Source organism: Stackebrandtia albiflava, from assembly GCF_007994225.1.
GTDB classification, from domain to species: domain Bacteria; phylum Actinomycetota; class Actinomycetes; order Mycobacteriales; family Micromonosporaceae; genus Stackebrandtia; species Stackebrandtia albiflava.
Genome location: NZ_VLLL01000005.1, coordinates 570,528 through 588,271, shown reverse-complemented (window position 1 = coordinate 588,271; position 17,744 = coordinate 570,528). Strand labels below are relative to the sequence as shown.

Annotated in this window: 13 protein-coding genes; 6 read left to right on the top strand and 7 right to left on the bottom strand. The window is 71.8% G+C overall.

The window, feature by feature from the left end; all coding sequences use genetic code 11:
• Window positions 1-9 precede the first annotated feature (9 nt).
• Together LX16_RS03615 and LX16_RS03610 are read left to right on the top strand one after the other, a co-directional pair.
• A complete protein-coding gene (locus LX16_RS03615) occupies window positions 10-2,550 on the top strand; it encodes an ATP-binding protein (RefSeq protein ID WP_147133042.1) in 2,541 nt (846 codons plus the stop codon).
• Window positions 2,547-3,221, top strand: coding sequence for a response regulator (locus tag LX16_RS03610; protein WP_147133040.1), 675 nt, complete (start codon window positions 2,547-2,549; stop codon window positions 3,219-3,221). The genes LX16_RS03615 and LX16_RS03610 overlap by 4 nt, the downstream gene beginning before the upstream one ends.
• Window positions 3,222-3,265: 44 nt before the next feature.
• On the opposite strand, the gene LX16_RS03605 is transcribed toward LX16_RS03610, so the two are convergent.
• The 3 genes from LX16_RS03605 to LX16_RS03595 all read right to left on the bottom strand — a co-directional run bounded on the left by LX16_RS03605 (window position 3,266) and on the right by LX16_RS03595 (window position 9,490).
• Window positions 3,266-6,157 (bottom strand): hypothetical protein, encoded by a 2,892-nt coding sequence (locus LX16_RS03605; protein WP_147133037.1) that lies wholly within the window; start codon window positions 6,155-6,157, stop codon window positions 3,266-3,268.
• Window positions 6,154-7,971 carry an HSP90 family protein gene (locus LX16_RS03600; protein ID WP_147133034.1) on the bottom strand — a complete coding sequence of 606 codons (1,818 nt, stop codon included), beginning with the start codon at window positions 7,969-7,971 and terminating at the stop codon, window positions 6,154-6,156. Before LX16_RS03600 ends, LX16_RS03605 begins: the two co-directional genes overlap by 4 nt.
• Before the next feature lie 172 nt (window positions 7,972-8,143).
• Window positions 8,144-9,490, bottom strand: coding sequence for a peptidase C39 family protein (locus tag LX16_RS03595; RefSeq protein ID WP_147133031.1), 1,347 nt, complete (start codon window positions 9,488-9,490; stop codon window positions 8,144-8,146).
• A 153-nt stretch (window positions 9,491-9,643) separates the two neighbouring features.
• On the opposite strand from LX16_RS03595, the gene LX16_RS03590 reads away from it, so the two are divergent.
• The gene (locus tag LX16_RS03590; RefSeq protein WP_211354266.1) at window positions 9,644-11,563 is read left to right on the top strand and encodes a DEAD/DEAH box helicase; all 1,920 of its coding nucleotides are present in this window, start codon (window positions 9,644-9,646) and stop codon (window positions 11,561-11,563) included.
• On the top strand, window positions 11,560-12,237 hold the full coding sequence (locus LX16_RS03585) for an SWIM zinc finger family protein (RefSeq protein WP_147133028.1): 678 nt from the start codon (window positions 11,560-11,562) through the stop codon (window positions 12,235-12,237). Before LX16_RS03590 ends, LX16_RS03585 begins: the two co-directional genes overlap by 4 nt.
• 4 nt (window positions 12,238-12,241) lie before the next feature.
• Here LX16_RS03585 and LX16_RS03580 read toward each other — a convergent pair whose 3' ends face one another.
• Window positions 12,242-13,450 (bottom strand): alanine racemase, encoded by a 1,209-nt coding sequence (locus tag LX16_RS03580; RefSeq protein ID WP_147133025.1) that lies wholly within the window; start codon window positions 13,448-13,450, stop codon window positions 12,242-12,244.
• 91 nt (window positions 13,451-13,541) lie between these two features.
• Between LX16_RS03580 and LX16_RS03575 the strand changes: the two genes are divergently transcribed.
• Window positions 13,542-13,946 carry a RidA family protein gene (locus tag LX16_RS03575; protein WP_147133022.1) on the top strand — a complete coding sequence of 135 codons (405 nt, stop codon included), beginning with the start codon at window positions 13,542-13,544 and terminating at the stop codon, window positions 13,944-13,946.
• 7 nt (window positions 13,947-13,953) lie between these two features.
• Here the strand turns inward: LX16_RS03575 and LX16_RS03570 are convergent, their stop codons facing one another.
• Both LX16_RS03570 and LX16_RS03565 read right to left on the bottom strand, forming a co-directional pair.
• A complete protein-coding gene (locus tag LX16_RS03570) occupies window positions 13,954-14,910 on the bottom strand; it encodes a DUF389 domain-containing protein (RefSeq protein WP_147133020.1) in 957 nt (318 codons plus the stop codon).
• A gap of 84 nt (window positions 14,911-14,994) precedes the next feature.
• Window positions 14,995-15,228: a hypothetical protein gene (locus LX16_RS03565; RefSeq protein WP_147133017.1), complete on the bottom strand. Its 234-nt coding sequence runs from the start codon at window positions 15,226-15,228 to the stop codon at window positions 14,995-14,997.
• Window positions 15,229-15,650: 422 nt separating this feature from the next.
• Between LX16_RS03565 and LX16_RS03560 the strand changes: the two genes are divergently transcribed.
• Window positions 15,651-17,180 carry a serine/threonine protein kinase gene (locus tag LX16_RS03560; RefSeq protein ID WP_147133014.1) on the top strand — a complete coding sequence of 510 codons (1,530 nt, stop codon included), beginning with the start codon at window positions 15,651-15,653 and terminating at the stop codon, window positions 17,178-17,180.
• 7 nt (window positions 17,181-17,187) lie between these two features.
• Here LX16_RS03560 and LX16_RS03555 read toward each other — a convergent pair whose 3' ends face one another.
• Window positions 17,188-17,739 carry a DUF6939 family protein gene (locus LX16_RS03555; protein ID WP_147133011.1) on the bottom strand — a complete coding sequence of 184 codons (552 nt, stop codon included), beginning with the start codon at window positions 17,737-17,739 and terminating at the stop codon, window positions 17,188-17,190.
• Window positions 17,740-17,744: the final 5 nt, after the last annotated feature.

Genomic DNA, 17,744 nt, shown 5'->3' with positions numbered 1-17,744 from the left:
CTTGGGAGCATGGCACGCGGAAAGCTGCGAATCTACCTGGGAGCCGCCCCCGGCGTCGGCAAGACCTACGCCGCGCTGGCCGAGGCGCACCGCCGGGCCGCGCGCGGTACCGACGTGGTGGTGGGTTTCGTCGAGACCCACCGGCGTCCCGCGACCGAGGCGCGGCTCGTCGGGCTGGAGGTGATGCCCCGCCGCACCGCGGAGTACCGGGGCAGGCGGTTCGAGGAGTTCGACGTCGACGCGCTGATCCACCGCCGCCCCTCGGTCGCGGTGATCGACGAACTCGCCCACACGAACCCGCCCGGTTCCCGCAACGGGAAACGCTGGCAGGACGTCGAGGACGTCCTCGAGGCCGGGATAGACGTCATCTCGACCGTCAACATCCAGCACCTCGAATCCCTCAACGACGTGGTCGCCGACATCACCGGCGTGACACAGGCCGAGACCCTGCCCGACGAGGTGGTGCGGCGCGCCGACCAGGTCGAACTGACCGACATGACCCCCGAGGCACTGCGTCGGCGGATGGTCCACGGCAACGTCTACCCGCCCGAGAAGGTCGACGCCGCGCTGGCCAACTACTTCCGGGTCGGGAACCTCACGGCGCTGCGGGAACTGGCGCTGTTGTGGCTGGCGGACAAGGTGGAGGCCCAGCTCACCAAGTACCGCCGCGATCGCGACATCGACGCCACCTGGGCGGCGCGGGAACGCGTCGTCGTCGCGTTGTCGGGCGGCGCCGAGGGCGACACCCTCATCCGGCGGGCCACCCGCATCGCCGCCCGCAGCGGCGGAGCCGACCTGCAGGTCGTGCACATCGCCGGCGGCGACGGCCTGTCGGCCACCGGAGGCGACACCCACAACCTCGCCCGGCAGCGGGCACTGACGGAGAGCGTCGGCGGCACCTACCACCAGGTCATCGGCGACGACGTGCCGGAGGCGTTGCTCGACTTCGCGCGCGGCGTCAACGCCACCCAGCTCGTCCTGGGCGCGTCACGGCGCGGGCGGCTCGCCCGTTCGCTCTCCCCCGGTGTCGGCGTCACGGTGTCGGCCAGGTCCGGCAGCATCGACGTCCACCTGGTGCCGCACGAGAAGGTCGCGGTGGGCCGGCGGGGCACCGGCGGCCGGGGCGCGCTGAGCCGCCACCGGCGCATCGCCGGTTTCGTCCTCACGGTGACCGCCCTCCCGGCCCTGATCCTGAGCCTGGTGCCGTGGCGCGACGACCTCTCACTGACCAGCGTCATGCTCACCGTCCTCGCCGCCGTCATGGCGATCGCGCTCACCGGCGGGATCTGGCCCGCCGTCGCGGCGGCGGTCGGCGGCTTCGCGATGGTCAACTTCTTCTTCACCGAGCCGCGCCACCACCTGGCGGTCTCCCAACAGGAGCAGTTGCTCGCCCTGCTGGTGTTCATCGTCGTCGCCATAGCGGGGGCGACCGTCGTCCACATCTCGGCCGACCGTGCCCGGCAGGCCGCGCGCGCGACCACGGAGGCGCAGATCCTCGCCAACCTGGCCGGCAGCGTGCTGCGGGGCGACGACCCGCTTCCCGCACTGCTGCAACAGCTCACCGACACGTTCCGGTTGACGTCGGTGACGCTCCTGGAACGACGCCCGGGACACGACGGCCCCGACAGCCGCAACGACTCCCGGTGCTGGCAGGTCGTCGCCGCGATCGGTCCGCCGGCCTCGACGCCCGGCGCCGCCCACACCGACATCCCGATCGGGGAGGACCTGGCGTTGGCACTCACCGGGCGGGCGCTGGAGGCCGCGGACCGACGGATCGTCGAGGCGTTCGCCCTGCAGGCCGCCGCGGCCCTGAAACAGCGACGGCTCGCCGACCAGGCGGCGGCGATCAGGCCGCTGACCGAGGCGGACCGGATGCGCACCGCCCTGCTGGCGGCCGTGTCCCACGACCTCCGCACGCCGTTGGCGTCGGCGAAGGCGTCGGTGGCGGGGCTTCGGGGGGCCTCCGACCGGTTCAGTCCCGCGCAACGTGCCGAATTGCTGGCCACCGCCGACGAGTCACTCGACCGGCTCGCGAGGCTGGTCGCCAACCTGCTCGACATGAGCCGGCTCCAGGCCGGCGCGTTGGGCGTCACGGCCGTGCCGATCGGCCTGGAGGACGCGGTGCCACCGGCGCTCGACGAGCTCGGTGAGGCGGCGCGCCACGTGGAGGTCGCCATCACCGACGACCTGCCCGAGGTGTCGGCCGACCCCGGCCTGCTGGAGCGGATTCTGGTCAACCTCATCGGCAACGCACTGCGGTACAGTCCCGGCGAACCGGTGTCGGTGACGGCGAGCGCTCACCTGGGCAGGGTGGAGTTGCGCGTCGTGGATCACGGACCGGGTGTCCCCGACGACGCGCACGAGACCATGTTCACCCCGTTCCAACGGTTGGGCGACCGCGACAACTCGGTCGGCGTGGGCCTCGGCCTGGCGCTGTCGCGGGGACTGGCGGAGGCCATGGGCGGCACCCTGTCACCGGAGGCGACGCCCGGCGGCGGTCTCACCATGGTGTTGAGCCTGCCGCAGGCCGAACGGGAGGAGACGAGTTGACCAGGATCCTGGTGATTGACGACGATCCGCAGATCCTGCGCGCGATGCGCATCAACCTCGCGGCACACGGCTACCACGTGGCCGTCGCCGCCGACGGCGCGTCGGGCATCCGTGCCGCCAGCGCGCAACCCCCGGACGTGGTGATCCTCGACCTGGGACTGCCCGACGTGGACGGCGTGGACGTGGTGTCGGGGCTGCGGGGCTGGACCACCGTGCCGATCCTGGTGCTGTCGGGCCGCGCCGACAGCGCGCAGAAGGTCCGGGCGCTGGACTCGGGCGCCGACGACTACATCACGAAGCCGTTCGACATCGCCGAACTGCTCGCCCGGGTGCGGGTGGCGGCCCGGCGCGGCCACGGCGGGGACGCCGAGTCGGTGTTCCGGATCGGATCGAGCGTCGTGGACCTGGCGGCCCGGACCGTCACCCGGGCCGGTGAACAGGTGCGGTTGACCAAGACCGAGTGGCAGCTTCTGGAGATCCTGCTGCGGAATCCGGGCCGGCTGGTGAGCCAACGTCAACTGCTGCACCAGGTGTGGGGTCCCCGGTACGACCGGGAGACGAACTACCTCCGGCAGTACCTCGCCCAGTTGCGCCGCAAACTGGAGGACAACCCGTCCCGCCCGGTCCACCTGCTCACCGAACCGGGCATGGGGTACCGCTACCGGCCGTGACGGCCACACCCGGCACGGCCGCCCGTCGCGACGGAGGCCGTTCCTCAGGCGTCGGCACCGGTCCCGGCCACCGCGTCGCGGGCGAACTCCAACCGCGCCCGCACGTCCTCGACGCCGGATTCGGTGCCCCACCTGTCGAGTGCCGACGCCGCGTGTGCCGCCGCCCCCGCCGCGTCGCCCGCCTCGGCGAGCTGCCACACCAGGTCGGCGTCGAGCCATCGCAACGTCACGACGTCGCCGGCGGCCTCGAAGTCCCGGTACGCCTCACGGCTGCGCCGCAGTACCTCACCACGCCCGTCGAGGTCGGTCGACTCGTCCTCGTCGAGACGCCGCCACAGGACGTGCGCGGCCTCCCGATAGGTCAGGCCCCGCTCCCGGTGCAGGATCGTCAGGTTCTCCGACGGCTGCTCGGGATCGACCAGGGCCGTCGTCAACTCCTCGACGACGGCGAGCAGTTCCCGGGAGGCCGTGGCCTCGTCGGTGGCGGCACCGGCGTGCAACCGCCCCAGCTTCGCCACGTTCGGCAGGTGCCCCGCCTGTCGCCACGCCCGAGCGGCCTCCCCGGCGGCCGCCGCCGCGGCCTCGGTCTCGCCCGCGGCCAGCAGTGCCTCGGCCGCCATCGACGCGAAGTGCGCGTACCGGGAGGGTTCCGGGTCGTCCTTGCAGGCCGCGGCCGCGACGGCGGCGACCTCCGCGGCGGCCTGCGGTTCCTCGAGCTCCAGCAGCGCCCGGCACAGGGCGTTGCGGGCGTTGAACGCCGCCTCCGGTTCGGAGGCGTCCAGTTCGGGCAGTACCGACTCCAACACCGTCGCGGCCTCGGCGGGCCGGTCCTTCTCCAGGTAGGCCACGCCGACGAGGTGACGGGAGAACGCCGCCGCCGCGTCGTTGCCGACCCGTTCGTACCGGTCACCGGCGTCACGGGCGTGCGAGAGAGCCGGATCCCACTCGGCCAGGCTCATCCTGATCTGGGCCGACGCGAGGTGCAGTTCGGCGACCTGGTGGGGGTGTTCGTGCCGGGTGTCGGCGGCCAGGGCCGTGCTCGCGATCCGGATCGCCTCCTCGGCACCGGACTCCGCGAACACCCGGCCGACGATGAGGGCCGCCGCGCGCACCTGTTCGGAGCCGTCCTCGATGCGCACCGCCAGTTCCCACGCCGCGAGGCCGGTCCGGTGCAGTTCCTCGGCGTCACCCAGCAGGTGCAGGACCTGGGCGCGCATGAACATCAGTTCCAGGTGCCGGCGAATCGACGGACGGTCGTCCTCCCCGCCCGGCAGCTCGGCCTGCCACTCCGCGAGCCGGTGCAGGGTCTCCGTCAGCCGTTCCGGTGAGGAGTCGTGTGTCGCGGCGGTGACCTCCAGGAGTGCGCGGCTGACCAACACGATGGCGAGGACTCGGCCGGGAGTGGTTCCCGTCTCGTGCGACCGCCGCACCGACCGCAACAGTTCGTCCACATCGGCCAGGACGGGCTCGTCATGCAACGCCTGGGCCGTCAGGATCCACGTCTCCCGGATCGTCGCCATGTCCGGTCGTCCGTTGTCGGTGTACAGCTCGGCCGCCCGGCGCCACAGCGCCAGGGCGGTGTCCAGGTCGGTGAGAACGAGGTCGCGGCCGCGCGCCGAGATGGCGGCGGCCTCGGCGAGCGGTTCCAGGGGGACGCCGGCGCCGGTGGCGAGCCGGTCGATCCGCAGCCAGGCGTCTCGCGCGTCGGGTGACTCGGCCTCGGTGAGGGCGGTCGCCTCGGCGATCAACGCGGGCAGGTCCTCCGCGCGGGCGGGCGGTTCGGCCGTCACCGGCGGCGCCGCGGCGGTGACCGGCATGGTGGCGGGCGTCGCGGTGGTGACGCCGAGCGGCAGGGGCTCCGCGAACGGTGGGACCGCCAGGCGCGCCCGGCCCGCCCCCGACACCGAGTCGCTGCCGTTGCGGGCGTCGAAGCGCCGCCACAGCTCCTCCAGGTCGGCCAGGACGACGTCGCGCAGGCGCGCGGCGGTCCAGTCCTCGTCGCCGGGACCGGGGACCGCCACGTCGCCCCGGCCGGAGTCGGTCAGGCGGCCGAGCAGCACGGCGACGCCCTCCAGGAACCGGCGACGGGATCCGGCGTTCCGGATGCCGTCGATGTGGCGGCGGTGTTCGGCCAGGATCTCCAGGGCGCGGGCCTCGTTGCCGGTGAGCGCGCAGAACTCGATGTGCATCGCCACCGACGTCGCCAGGCTGTCGTCGCCGCGGACCATGCGGTATCCCCGGAGGTGGTTGGCCCGGGCCTCCTCGACCCGGCCGAGCCGGGTCAGCGGCAGCAGCGAGTCGGCGAGGATGCGGTGCGGTTCCTCGGCGCAGCGCAGGTCGCCCTCCAGCACCGGACGCCACGCCTCCAGGGCCTCGGCGTCGCTCCGGTGGGAGAGGTGTTCGCCCACGGCGTTGTGGTCACACGCCAGGCAGTCGCTCATCCGGTCGCGTTCGGTGCTTCGCCATTCGGTGAACGCGCGGCCCGCGCGTGCGGTGTCGCCCACGTGGTCGGCGATCCACCACTCCTCCTTGAGGACGGCGTGCATGCCGTACCCGGCCTGCGTGTATCGGCGCCGCATCTCGGCCAGCCAGTGTTCGACGGCGGCGAGGGGCACGTCGGGATTGTCGAGCATGCCGCCGGTCGCCCATTTGAAGTACCAGAACAGTCCGCTGACGTCCTCGTCGTCGTAGTGCTCCGGGGCGGTGTCGTACCGGCGCAGCAGTCGCGCGAACGGCACCAGCAGCTTGTGGCTCTCGGCGCTGTACTCGTACGCCTCGATGAGGGTGATGAGCGCCTCGGTGACGGTCGGCTGGTCTCCCAGGGCGTCCGCCTGATCCACGATGGACTCGGCGTGCGCGTTCCGCGCCTCGCCGTTGGGCATGCCGCGGTTGTCGGCCATCGCGCGACGGATGGTCTCCACTGTGGGTGGTGTCATTGGCCGGCCTCTCGGTGGTCACCGGTGACCCACTCCAGGAGTCCCAGGAAGGAACGGTTCAACAGTGCGAGGTCGGCCTGGCGCAACGGCCGTTGCGCCATCAACAGCGCCTGTCCGTACAACGACTCGACGGCGGTCCCGATCAGGTCCGGGTTGCCGAGGCCGGCGATCCGGGAGACGAGCGGGTTGCGGTGGTTGAGGACCAGTCTGGCGCGCGGACCGCTCTGCTGCAGCGCCCCGAGGATTCCGCTCCACAGGTCGTCGGCGTCGGACGCCGCCTCGGCCCGGTCCCGCTCGAACCGGGCGGCGCGGTCGTCCAGGAACAGCGCCGGCAGCCCGACGGGGTGGAACGCCCGCAACGCGACGTCGACCCCGGCGGCGTCGAGCCGTGCCCGGGCGATGGTCAGGAATCCCGACATGGCGAGCTCGACGTCGGGGTCCACCAGGTCCAGGCTCGCCGTCACCACGTCGGGGTCCAGCGCCGACACGGTCACCCCCGGCATCACCCTGGGCAGGGCCGCCACCAGGTCACCGTCGTAGGTGTAGCCGCCGTTCACCACTCCGATGCCTTGGGCCGCCGCGATCGGCGCGACCTGGCGGAACTCCTCGACGGTCCGGGTGACGTACAGCGTGGGGTGCCTGCGGGCGAACTCGGCGAGGCCGACGCCGCCCTCGCTGGTCTCGAACGGCAGCCACGGCAGCAGCAGCGACAGCAGCGCGTCGTCGTGCCGGGCGAGCGCCTTGACGCCGAGGTGGTGGACGCCGAGGAACTCCACCAGCCGGGCCGGGTCACCCGCCGCCAACGACGTCAGCCAGGAGCGGACCCGCCCGCCCAGGGCGTCCCGCACGGTCGCCAGCATCTCGTCGTCGTAGAGGTTCTCCCGGGACGCGGTGGGGCGCAGCGAGTCGGTGTCGACGACGCACGCCATGAAGAACGCCCAGTCGGGCAGCAGGTCCTCCGCGCGGTCGGTCAGCAGCATCCCCTTGAGGTACACCCGGTTGCGGGTCCGCTGCGCCGGTGACGTCGCGTGCGGGTGGATGAAACCGACGCCGCGCACCCCCGCCACCGGGACGGTCAGGTCCACCACGTCCAGGGGTGTGAAGCCCAGCGTCCGCTCGCAGTACGCGTTGAGCGCGATCCGGCGGGCCGTCGGGCTGGGATGGGGCCGCTCCCATACCGGAGGCCGGTCGGTGATCGGCTCGGGTTCCGCGCCCTCCACGGCGAAACCGACGTCGAACGGCAGGAGCGACCCGAAGTCGGCGGCGAGCTCCCGGACCCGGTCGGCGGCCAGCCACTCCGCGGCGTCCGGTCGCGCCTTGAGGAACACGGTGGTACCCGGTTCGGCGCGGGGAGTCCGCGCCCCGGTGACGGTGTAGGAGCCGTCGTCCGAGGCCCGCCACTCGACGGTCGCGGCGTCGGGGGTGCGGGCCGACCGCGACACGACCCGTATCTCGGCGGCGACCATGAAGCACGCGAGCAGCCCGATGCCGAACCGCCCCAGGAAGTCCTGCCGGGCGGCGGCGAGTCCGTCGCGTTTGGAACTGCGCCCGATCGTCGCCAACAGGTCGTGGACCTCGGCCTCGGTCAGCCCGATGCCGGAGTCGTCGATCCGGATGCCGTCCGAGACGGCCGTGATGAGCACGGTGCCGGGCGCGTCGGCGTCGATGGCACGCCGGGCGGTGACGGCGTCCACGCCGTTCTGGAGCAGTTCCCGGATGTACACGCGGGGACTGGAGTAGAGGTGGTGCGACAGCAGGTCGACCAGGCCGCGTAGATCGACCTGGAACGCGCGGCTTCCTTGGGATTCAGTCATCATGGTGGCCCACGACCTCGGCCGTGCCGGTGGTGAGTGTCGAGGCGGGGTCGGCGGCCGGCGGCCGGGGGAACAGGGATCCACATGCTACTCGTGGTGTTCCCCACGGCCGTCGGGGGGTCGGCGTCGCGGCCGGAGGACCGGGACGGTGGTCACCGGTCGTCCGGCGGCGTCAGCAACCGATCCGCAGGTGGCGCGGCCACTCGCGGTCACGGGGCTTGAACAGGTAGCAGACGCCGCCCGATCCGCCCGCGATGCTGCCGTCGGCGGCCTTGCGCCTGGTGCGCAGGAAGATGTTCTCGAAGGCGCGTCGGTCGTACACCCGGCGCACCGCCTCGTTGCTCGGTGAGGCCGGGTCGTTGGCGATGACGTCGCCGTCCTCGGTGAAACCGATGACGACCATGAGGTGACCGGCCGTACCGTACCCCGCCCCGGGCAGTTCCTCCTCCAGGAACGACTGCGAGGTGATCACGGGGAAACCGGCGGCGATCAGCGCCTCCACGTCGGCGAGGCTGCCCATCCTGGTGATGACCGCGTCCATGTCGTGGAACGTCGCCGCGTAGGCGGCGTTGAACGGCCAGTTGCCGCAGCCGTCGTAGGCGGCGTCGAAGGTGTACCGGGCGGCGTGGCATATCTGCGGGTCGTCGTAGTCGGGGTTCACCCAGGCCAGGTCCTCGGGGGCGACGGTCCGGCCGAAGAACTCCAGCACCATCTGCGAGGAGGTCGGGCTGCACCACGCCTGTCCCCCGCCACCGTACTCGGGGTACTGACCCGAGTGGACGCTCTGGGAGTACCGGGGGACCTCCAACTCCACGCCCGTGGCCACGCCGGGCACGGTCGCGGGGACCTCGAAGCGGTCGGGGACGTGCGAGGCCATCGCGCCGACCCGCCACACCGTCGGGGTCACGTCGGTGCCCGCGAGCCGGTGCAGCACCACGCGCAGGCGGTAACCGACGACGCGGGTGGTCGCGGGGTCGTCGACGGAGAACGTGTCGGTGTAGATGGTGGACCGGGGGTCGCCCTGCCGGTTCACCGAGGTGCGGATCATGTCGCCGTCGCCGGAGGCCCAACGTCCCATGACGAACCAGGGGCTGTGCGTGTCGTCCTGGTAACGCGCGCGCAGGTCGATCTGCACGAACGTGCCCGCCGGGGTGGCGGCGTTCCAGGACGGGATCAGTTCACCGGCCGCCACGCGGCCGCGGTGCTCGGGCGAGGTCCAGGTGGCGATCTCCCACGACTGGGTGGTGCCGGTGTGCGGATCGGTGTAGTCGATCGTCTCCACCGGCTCGTCGATGCGGATGCCGCTCCGCGGCCGGGACACCACCTCCACCCCGGCGCGTTCGCCCCGCTGCCAGTCACCTCGACCCGACCACGCGTGGAATTCGATTCCCTCGTCGGTACGCCGACCGTTCAATGCTGCCTCTTCCTCCCGTGCCACGGCGGTCCCGGCGGCAAACACAGTGGATGTCGCCGCCAGACCGGCGGTCAGGACGGAGCGGCGTGACATGGAACTGCTCATGGACTTTCCCTCAACAGTAGACATGAGTATCAATGGTTATTCAAATCACAGCGGATTCACCGACCATTCATAAAGGTAAGTTCCATAATTTGCATACAGGTGAGCGGGTACGTTAATCTTTCGCGCCCCGTCCGGCTATCGAAAGGTATTGAATTGCGGCCCACCGCGTTGCAGGTCACCTTTTGCCCCGATCCGGACCCCTCCGAGCCCGGTGTGCTCGTCTGGTGGGGACCGCCCGATCCCGCCGAGGCGGCACGCAGGCGCGGCCTGCCCGAGGGCGCGCCCGGCCGCCTCCGGTGCGTCGTTCCCGAGGACGACCGGCTCACCGTGACACACCTGCCGGTCCGGCTGGTGCCACTGGACCAGGGGCTTCCCGCGTTGACCTCGCTCGCCGTCGGAAGGCAGAGCAGTGACTCGCTGCGCGCGTGGCGCACCGCCGGACTCATCGCGATGGGACATCGTGACGGGTCACAACTCGACCGGCTCGCCGAACTGTTGCCGCCGGCGGCCAATCCGATCAGCCGGGACGGCGAGACCGTGTGGCGCCCCGGCCCACTGCTGCGGACCTTCCTGCGGGACACACACCGCACCTTCGCCCGGCCGCATGGCCGGCCCGACCGGCTGCGGGAGGTCCCGGCCGCCGCGCCCGCCGAGGTGAGGGTGTCGGCGACGCTCCGGCCCTACCAACTGGAGGGCGTCGGCTGGCTCCGCGCCATCGCCGCCGCGCGTACCGGCGGGGTGCTGGCCGACGACATGGGCCTGGGCAAGACCCTCCAGACGATCGCGCTGCTCGCCGGGCGCCCGGGCGACCGGCCGCACCTGGTGGTGTGCCCGACGTCCGTGGTGGGCAACTGGGCACGCGAGCTGCACCGATTCGCGCCGGGCCTGCCGGTCGTGCGGCACCACGGAACCGACCGCGCCACCGGCGGCGCCTTCCCCGCCGGTTCCGTGGTCGTCACCAGTTACAGCCTGCTGCTGCGTGACATCACCATGCTCGCCGACCAGGACTGGGACGTCGCGGTGATGGACGAGGCCCAACAGATCAAGAACCACACGTCGCAGACGGCGAAGGCGGCCCGGCGCATACCGGCGGCCGTCAGGTTGGCGCTGACCGGTACACCGGTGGAGAACCGGCTCACCGAACTGTGGTCCATCATGGATTACACCAACCCCGGGCTGCTGGGCACCACCAAGGCGTTCGCCAAGCGGTTCGCGGAGCCCGTCGAACAGCGCGGCGACACCGGCGCCGCCGGGCGGCTGCGGGAGCTGGTCGCACCGTACCTGTTGCGCCGCCTCAAGGCCGACGTCGCCACCGACCTCCCCGCGAAACAGGAGTCGATCGTGGCGTGCAGCCTGACCTCCGAGCAGGCGAGCCTGTACCGGACGGCGGTGTCACGCGCCTGGGACACCGGCTTCGGCGCCGGGATCGAGCGGCACGGCAGGATCCTGAAGCTGCTCACCGAGCTCAAGCAGATCTGCAACCACCCGGCACAACACCTCAAACAGGACGGTCCGCTCCGGGGACGCTCCGGCAAGTTGGACCGTGCCACCGAGATGCTGGCCGAGGCGGTGTCGGAGGGCGCGCAGTCGTTGGTGTTCACCCAGTACCGCGTCATGGGCGAACTGCTGGCGAGACACCTGGCCGAACGGCTGGCGCTGCCGGAGGTCCCGTTCCTCCACGGTGGAGTGAGACAGCCCGACCGGGACGTGATGGTGGCCCGGTTCCAGAACGGAGACGATCCCCCGCCCATCCTGATCGTCAGCCTCAAGGCCGGCGGCACCGGTCTCAACCTGACCGCGGCCTCGCACGTCCTGCACTACGACCGCTGGTGGAACCCGGCCGTGGAGGACCAGGCGACCGACCGCGCCCACCGCATCGGCCAGGACAAACCCGTCGACGTCTACAAGCTCGTCACGGGCGGCACCCTGGAGGAACGCATCGCCGACCTGTTGGAACGCAAGCGGTCGATCGCCGAGGCGATAACCGGTACCGGCGAGGACTGGATCACCCGCCTCGACGACGCGGAGTTGCGCAAGCTGGTCCTACTGTCCGAAGCGGAGGTGGCGGAATGACCGAACGGCACGTCGGCCGGGGGGTGGCCAAGTTCGGGCGCTCCTGGTGGGGGAAGAGCTGGCTGCGCACATTGGAACAACTGGGGCTTCGCTATCCCGACTCCCGGCTACCCAAGGCCCGCAGCCTCGTGACCGCCGGCGACGTGGACATGCTGCACGTGGCCCCCGGTGAACTGTCCGCCTGGGTCGACCAGCCGCCCCGCACCTTCGGGGTCACGGTGCGGCTGCCGGTGTTCACGGCTTCGCGCTGGGACGACGTCACCGAGGCGCTGGGGCGGCAGTGGCGCAACCTCGCCGAGCTGCGGGAGGACCGGCTGCCGTCCGACGTGGACCGGCAACTCGCCGCGACCGTGGGCGCGACGCTGTTCCCGGCGCCCGGCGAGTTGACCGCCGAGTGCCCGTGTCGGGACCGTGGCCGCATCTGCCTGCACGTCATCGCGGTGCAACACGGTTTCGCGGTGTGCTTCGACGACGACCCGTTCCTGTTGGTGAACCTGCGCGGCGGCGACCGCGACACGCTGTTGGAGGGCGTGCGCCGCCACATCGCCGCCGCCACCCCGCCCGAGGCCGAACCCGGCTTCGGACCGCTTCCCGACTCGTCACCGGAGGAGTTCTACCGGGCGGGTGACGGACTGGCGGCCCTGGAGCAGGAACTGGGCGTCCTGCGGGGTTGAGCGGTCAGAAGTAGGTGCGGACCACGTCGACCACGGCGCCTCCGGCGTCGACGACCGGGATGAGGCTCCACTTGTCGAACGCGGTGCAGGGATGCGAGATCCCGAGCCGAACGACGTCGCCGACGCTCAGGGCGGCGACGTCGCCACGCAGGTGCGCGTGCTGGTCGTTGAGGTCGACCACGGCCGCGTCCGGGTGGTCGAGGGCGATCGGCATCCCCGCGTCGAAGGAGACGTCCCGCCGTCCGACGTCCAACAGGGCCAGGCCGGGCTCCGGCATCGAGACGACCGTGCCGTACACCCGCAGCGCCGCCCGCAGATCGGGGCCCGATCGGGACCGGGCGGCGGGGGTCATGCCGGCGTACAAGCCGTCGTCGTGGGTGATGTAGGACCCGGCGCGCAGCACCACGTGGGCGCCCTCCTCCGCCAACGGCGCCAGCGCGGCGGCGACCTGGTCGAAGTACTCGCTGCCGCCTGCGGTGACCACGGGCACGTCGGGCCAGTCGATCGCCCGGTGGAGCCGTGCCAGGTCGCCGAGGAACCGGTCCACGGCCGCGATCGACTCGGGGGCGTCGTCGTGGGCGAGGCTGCCCTCGTACCCGCCCACGCCCGCCAACCGCAGTCCCGGCGCCCGCCGGACGGCCTCGGCGAGTTCCAACGCCGTCTCGACGTCACGGACGCCACCGCGTGCGCCGGGGGCTCCCAGCTCCACGCACACCGGAAGCCGCACTCCGCGTTCGCGCATCGCCTCGTCCGCGCGCGCGACACCCTCGTGGGAGTCGACCAGGCACGTGACGTCACCGCCCTCGGTGAGCCAGTCGGCGAGCCAGGCCAGATGGACCGGGTGCACCAGTTCGTTGGCCAGCAACACCCTCGGGACGCCGAACGCGCGGGCGACCCGCAACTGCGGGGCGTTGGCCAGCGTGATCCCCTCGGCCCCGGCCGACAACTGGCGCAGCCACAACTGAGGCGCCATCGTCGTCTTGCCGTGCGGCATGTGGCCCAGCCCGGCGTCGCGGCACCAGTCGGCCATGGCGGCGACGTTGTGCGCCAGCGCCGACTCGTCGAGGGTCATCACGGGTGTCGCGAGCGAGTCCAGGGTGGGCCGGCCCGCCAGCCACTCCCGGATGGTCGAGGCGGATCCCGAATCCGGCACCGCCTTGTGCCACCAACCCGACCGTTCGTCGTAGATGCGGTCGACGGCGTCTGCGAGCATGGTTCCTCCGGTGTGGGGACGCGGCCCGAACCGATTCACGCACGTGACGCGGACGGGGACGGGCCGGAATTCAGCAAGGTATGTTACCGATATGGCTGACAAGATCGCGATCTCGACCACCGACGCCCCCGCTCCCGCGCACACCTTCTCACAGGGCGTCCGCAAGGGCCCCGTCCTCCAGGTGTCGGGCCAGGGACCGGTCGATCCGGTCAGCAACGAGTACCTGCACCCCGGTGACGTCGGCGCGCAGACGATCCGGACCCTGCAGAACGTGGAGGCCATCCTGGCGGCGGGCGGCGCGGGGTTCGCCGACGTCGTCATGTTGCGCGTGTACCTCACGACCCGCGACGACTTCGCCGCCATGAACGACGCCTACGGCGAGTTCGTCGGCGCGCGGGTCGGCGACGGTGTGCTGCCGTGCCGCACGACGGTCTTCACCGGCCTGCCGCGTGAGGAGATGCTGGTGGAGATCGACGCGCTGGCCGTCCTCGACTGAACCGGCCTCACGTCCCCATTCCACGGGAGTGGGCCCGGCCGATGCGGCTGCCCAGTCCCGCGTGCCCCCACACGGCACGCAGCACGAACAGGGTGATGAGACCGGACACGCACATCCCGGTCAGGTTGAGCCCGAGTTGCAGCATCGACGGCCCCACCTCGTCCCAATGGGACAACGCCGCGGCCAGGGCGGCGTAGGCGGCCGCCGGAACCGTCGTCACCGAGATGAACACGCCGACCAGCGCACTGGACTTGTCGGAGGTCAGCGACAGGACCCCGGCGACACCGGCCAGCAGCGCGACGGTGAACGACCACCGGTCGGGTTTGAGGATGAACTCGGTGGCGCGGCCGGACACGTCGAGCCACTCCGAGTCCACCCAGCCGGGCAGGCTCAGCAACCAGGTGGCCACCAAGGTCACCAGCATCGCCGTGAGATAGCCGACGAGGAGGGTACGCAGGGCGGTCCATGCGCCGCCGATCCTGCCGCGCATCACCGCCAGGCACAACGCCGCGATGGGACCGAACTCGGGACCGAGCACCATCGCGCCGACGATCAGGATCGACGAGTCCTGCATGATGCCGATCGCGGCGATGAGCACGGCGATGACGAGGAACGCGAGGAACGACCAGTTGAGCCGGCTGAGTTCGACCACGCGTTGCCGGAACTCCTGCCACACCACCGCCTCGCTGTCGTCGGACGACGCCGAGAACGCGGTGTTGCGGGACAGGCTCAGGTCGATCCGCTCGGCGGTGACCGAGCCCCGCACGCTCACGCCGAGCGAATCGAACACGTCGAGCACCTGGTTGGCGGTCTCCCGGTTGACGTCACACAGGACGACGTCGCCCACGGGCCTGCGTGCCGCGCCGGTGAGCACGACGACGTTCGTGACGCCGTCGTATTCGTCCAGTGCGCGGCACACCGCCTCGGTGCGGTCGGCCGGCGACACTACCCGCAGATGCAGCACGACGAACACCGTACGGCATCCGGTGGGACGTCAGCCGGGATTGCGGCGCCCGCAGCCTGGTCGCGACGCGGGCGGCCGACGCGGTCAGGGCGTCTCGGGCGCGGGCGCGGGTGCGACCGCCTCCACGGGCTCCGGCGCGGGAACGGGCGCGACCCGGCCCCGCACGTAGAACTGCATCCCGACCTGCAACGCCGCCACCGACAGCGCCAGCAGGCCGGCGACGCGCACGCTCACCAGCTCGGAGAAGGCCGCGCCTCCCACGAACACCTGGAGCGCCGCCAGGACGGACATGATGATGAGTACCGGTTCACGCTTCATCGCGAAACTCCTCGTCTCGTCGCGATCGGAGCCGCCCGCCCGGGGGCGGGCCGGAACCGCCTGGCGGGGATCACCGTCCATGACGGAGGGCTGTGATGAGACGGTGCGCCGTCCCCGTTGCGGCGGTACCGATTCCAGCTTAACGCCGGTGCGCACGGAATCGCGAGGCCGTTTACCGCCGGAACCACGAACGGGTGTCCCGCCATCCGTTGTGGACGATCGTTCTCCGGTGGCGACCCGACGGGAGACCGCCCGGGCCTCGCCCCGCCACCACACCGGCCCGCCCGCCGCCGCGGCCCGGGCCGCATCCTCCGCGGGCGGAGAGACACCGGTCACGGCCCCGGCGGTGACGTCCGGCATGTGCCGTGGCGACGTCGCCACCACCCTGCATAATCGTGATTCCGGGTTCGAGGAAGGCGACGATGCGAAACGGTCAGGTGCTCAAGGACCGCTACCGGCTCACCGCGCGGATAGCCGCGGGAGGCATGGGCGAGGTGTGGCGGGCCGACGACCTCGTCCTGCACCGGTCGGTGGCCATCAAGGTGCTGCACGCGGCGCTGGCCTCCGACCCGGCGTTCCGGCGGCGTTTCCTGCAGGAGGCGCGGACGCTGGCCGCGCTCAACGCCCCGGGCCTGATCGACCTGTACGACGTGTGCGAGGAGCGCGGCGAGGACGGGGCGCCACTGTCGTACCTGGTGATGGAACTGATCGACGGGCGGACCCTGGCCGAGGTGCTGGCGGCGTCGGGACCGATGGCCCCCGAGGCGGTCATGTCCGTCATGGCCCAGGCGGCGACCGCCCTGCACGCCGCTCACGGCGCCGGGATCATCCACCGCGACCTGAAACCGGCCAACATCTTGGTCGACGCGGCGGGCAGGGTCACGGTGATCGACTTCGGCATCGCGCGCACCAGGGGCCACGCGGCGTTGACCAGTGCCGGCACGGTCGTGGGCACCGTCGAGTACGCCTCGCCCGAACAGTTGCGCAACGAGCCGCTCACCCCCGCCTCCGACGTCTACTCGCTCGGTGTCGTCGGTTACGAGTGCCTGACCGCGGTGCCGCCCTTCCACGGCGAATCGGCGGCCTCGGTCATGGCCGCCCAACTCGGTTCGCCGCCACCGCCGCTGCCCGAGGGCGTGCCCCCGGCGGTCGCGGGCGTGGTGTCGCGCGCCCTGGCCAAGCAGCCGGGTGAGCGCTTCGGTGACGCCGCGGAGTTCGCCGCCGCCTGCCGGGCCGCCGAAGCCGCGCCGCACCGGTCGACCCGCGTCATGTCGGTCGGGCACGGCCACGTGCCACCGCCTCCGACCAGTGTCATCGAGTACGCCGAGCCCGAACCGGAACCGGAACGGTCGGTCGCGGAACTGCTGCGCCGCCGGACCATGCTGGCGGTGGCCGCCACACTCGGCGTGGTGCTGTTGGTCGCGGCGACCGTCACGGTCGTGTGGCTGGGTGGCCGAGGGGACACCGGGCCGACGGACGACGCGGGACCGAGCCCGTCGCCGAGTTCGCCGTCACCGTCCCCCAGCCCCACCGGCCCCGACGATCCGTCGACCTCGACGATCGAGAACGCCCACAGTGGCCAGTGCATCGGCGTCGAGTACTTCCTGATGTTCCGGAGCTCCGTACTCACCGACTGCGAGTCGGGTGACCGGTTCGAGTTCCTGCCCGGCACCACCGAGGGCGTCTACCAGATCGCCCTGGAATCCGAGGACGGCGTCTGCCTCAACTGGCGTTACGGCGACGAAGACGTCTCGGCGGGCGACTGCGGACTCGACACGGCGTGGAGACTCACCTGGGTCGAGACCCGCGCGGGAACCGACGTGTGGCGGATTCAGAGCGTCAACAACAGCAACTACTGTCTCGCGATCGGAGAGGCCAGCCCGCAGGGGCAGGACTGCACCGAGGACGCGAACCAGCAGTGGCTCACCGACGCGGCCGCCGCCACCCCCTGACCGGAGGTCACGCCGGCCACGCGCCGTCGACGTGACGGGCGATCAAGGCGGCGTGCGACAGCGGCCGCGACAGGTCGTCGACGTCGCCGTTGGTGTTGTAGTCCAACAGGACCACGGGCCGCCGCGCGGCGAGGGCGGCGAGCCGCGCGACCTCGGCACGCGCCCGGTGCTCCAGCATCCACCGGTAGGCCGGCAGGTATATGTCGCGCCGGGCCCGGCGGTAGTCGAGCAGTTCGGTGCCGGCCACTCCCGCGCGGTGCCCCAGGACCGGACCGTATCGGCGGACCGTGCGTTTGAGCCCCTTCATCCCGGTGACCGCGAGCGTGGCGAGATCGACGTCGGCGTTCGCGAAGACCTTCAACGCCTGCCACACGCCCTCCACGGAGGCGCCCGTCACGCCCGGCGACATGGGTACCGGTATCCCGCCGTGCGGGTAGAACGGACTCAGACGCACCCAGGGATCGGGGCCCTTCGAGGTGACGTCCAGGATCTCGGCACCGGGATGGTCACGCATGATGCCGGCGACGCGCCGGCGACGGCTCTCCACGGAGATCGGCATGCCGG

Coding starts and splice junctions, on each gene's coding strand:
- LX16_RS03565 (WP_147133017.1), bottom strand. CDS start 15,228: ATGAAGCGTGAACCGGTACTCATCATCATGTCCGTCCTGGCGGCGCTC.
- LX16_RS03585 (WP_147133028.1), top strand. CDS start 11,560: ATGACCGAACGGCACGTCGGCCGGGGGGTGGCCAAGTTCGGGCGCTCC.
- LX16_RS03580 (WP_147133025.1), bottom strand. CDS start 13,450: ATGCTCGCAGACGCCGTCGACCGCATCTACGACGAACGGTCGGGTTGG.
- LX16_RS03560 (WP_147133014.1), top strand. CDS start 15,651: ATGCGAAACGGTCAGGTGCTCAAGGACCGCTACCGGCTCACCGCGCGG.
- LX16_RS03615 (WP_147133042.1), top strand. CDS start 10: ATGGCACGCGGAAAGCTGCGAATCTACCTGGGAGCCGCCCCCGGCGTC.
- LX16_RS03600 (WP_147133034.1), bottom strand. CDS start 7,971: ATGACTGAATCCCAAGGAAGCCGCGCGTTCCAGGTCGATCTACGCGGC.
- LX16_RS03575 (WP_147133022.1), top strand. CDS start 13,542: ATGGCTGACAAGATCGCGATCTCGACCACCGACGCCCCCGCTCCCGCG.
- LX16_RS03555 (WP_147133011.1), bottom strand. CDS start 17,739: ATGCCGATCTCCGTGGAGAGCCGTCGCCGGCGCGTCGCCGGCATCATG.
- LX16_RS03605 (WP_147133037.1), bottom strand. CDS start 6,157: ATGACACCACCCACAGTGGAGACCATCCGTCGCGCGATGGCCGACAAC.
- LX16_RS03595 (WP_147133031.1), bottom strand. CDS start 9,490: ATGAGCAGTTCCATGTCACGCCGCTCCGTCCTGACCGCCGGTCTGGCG.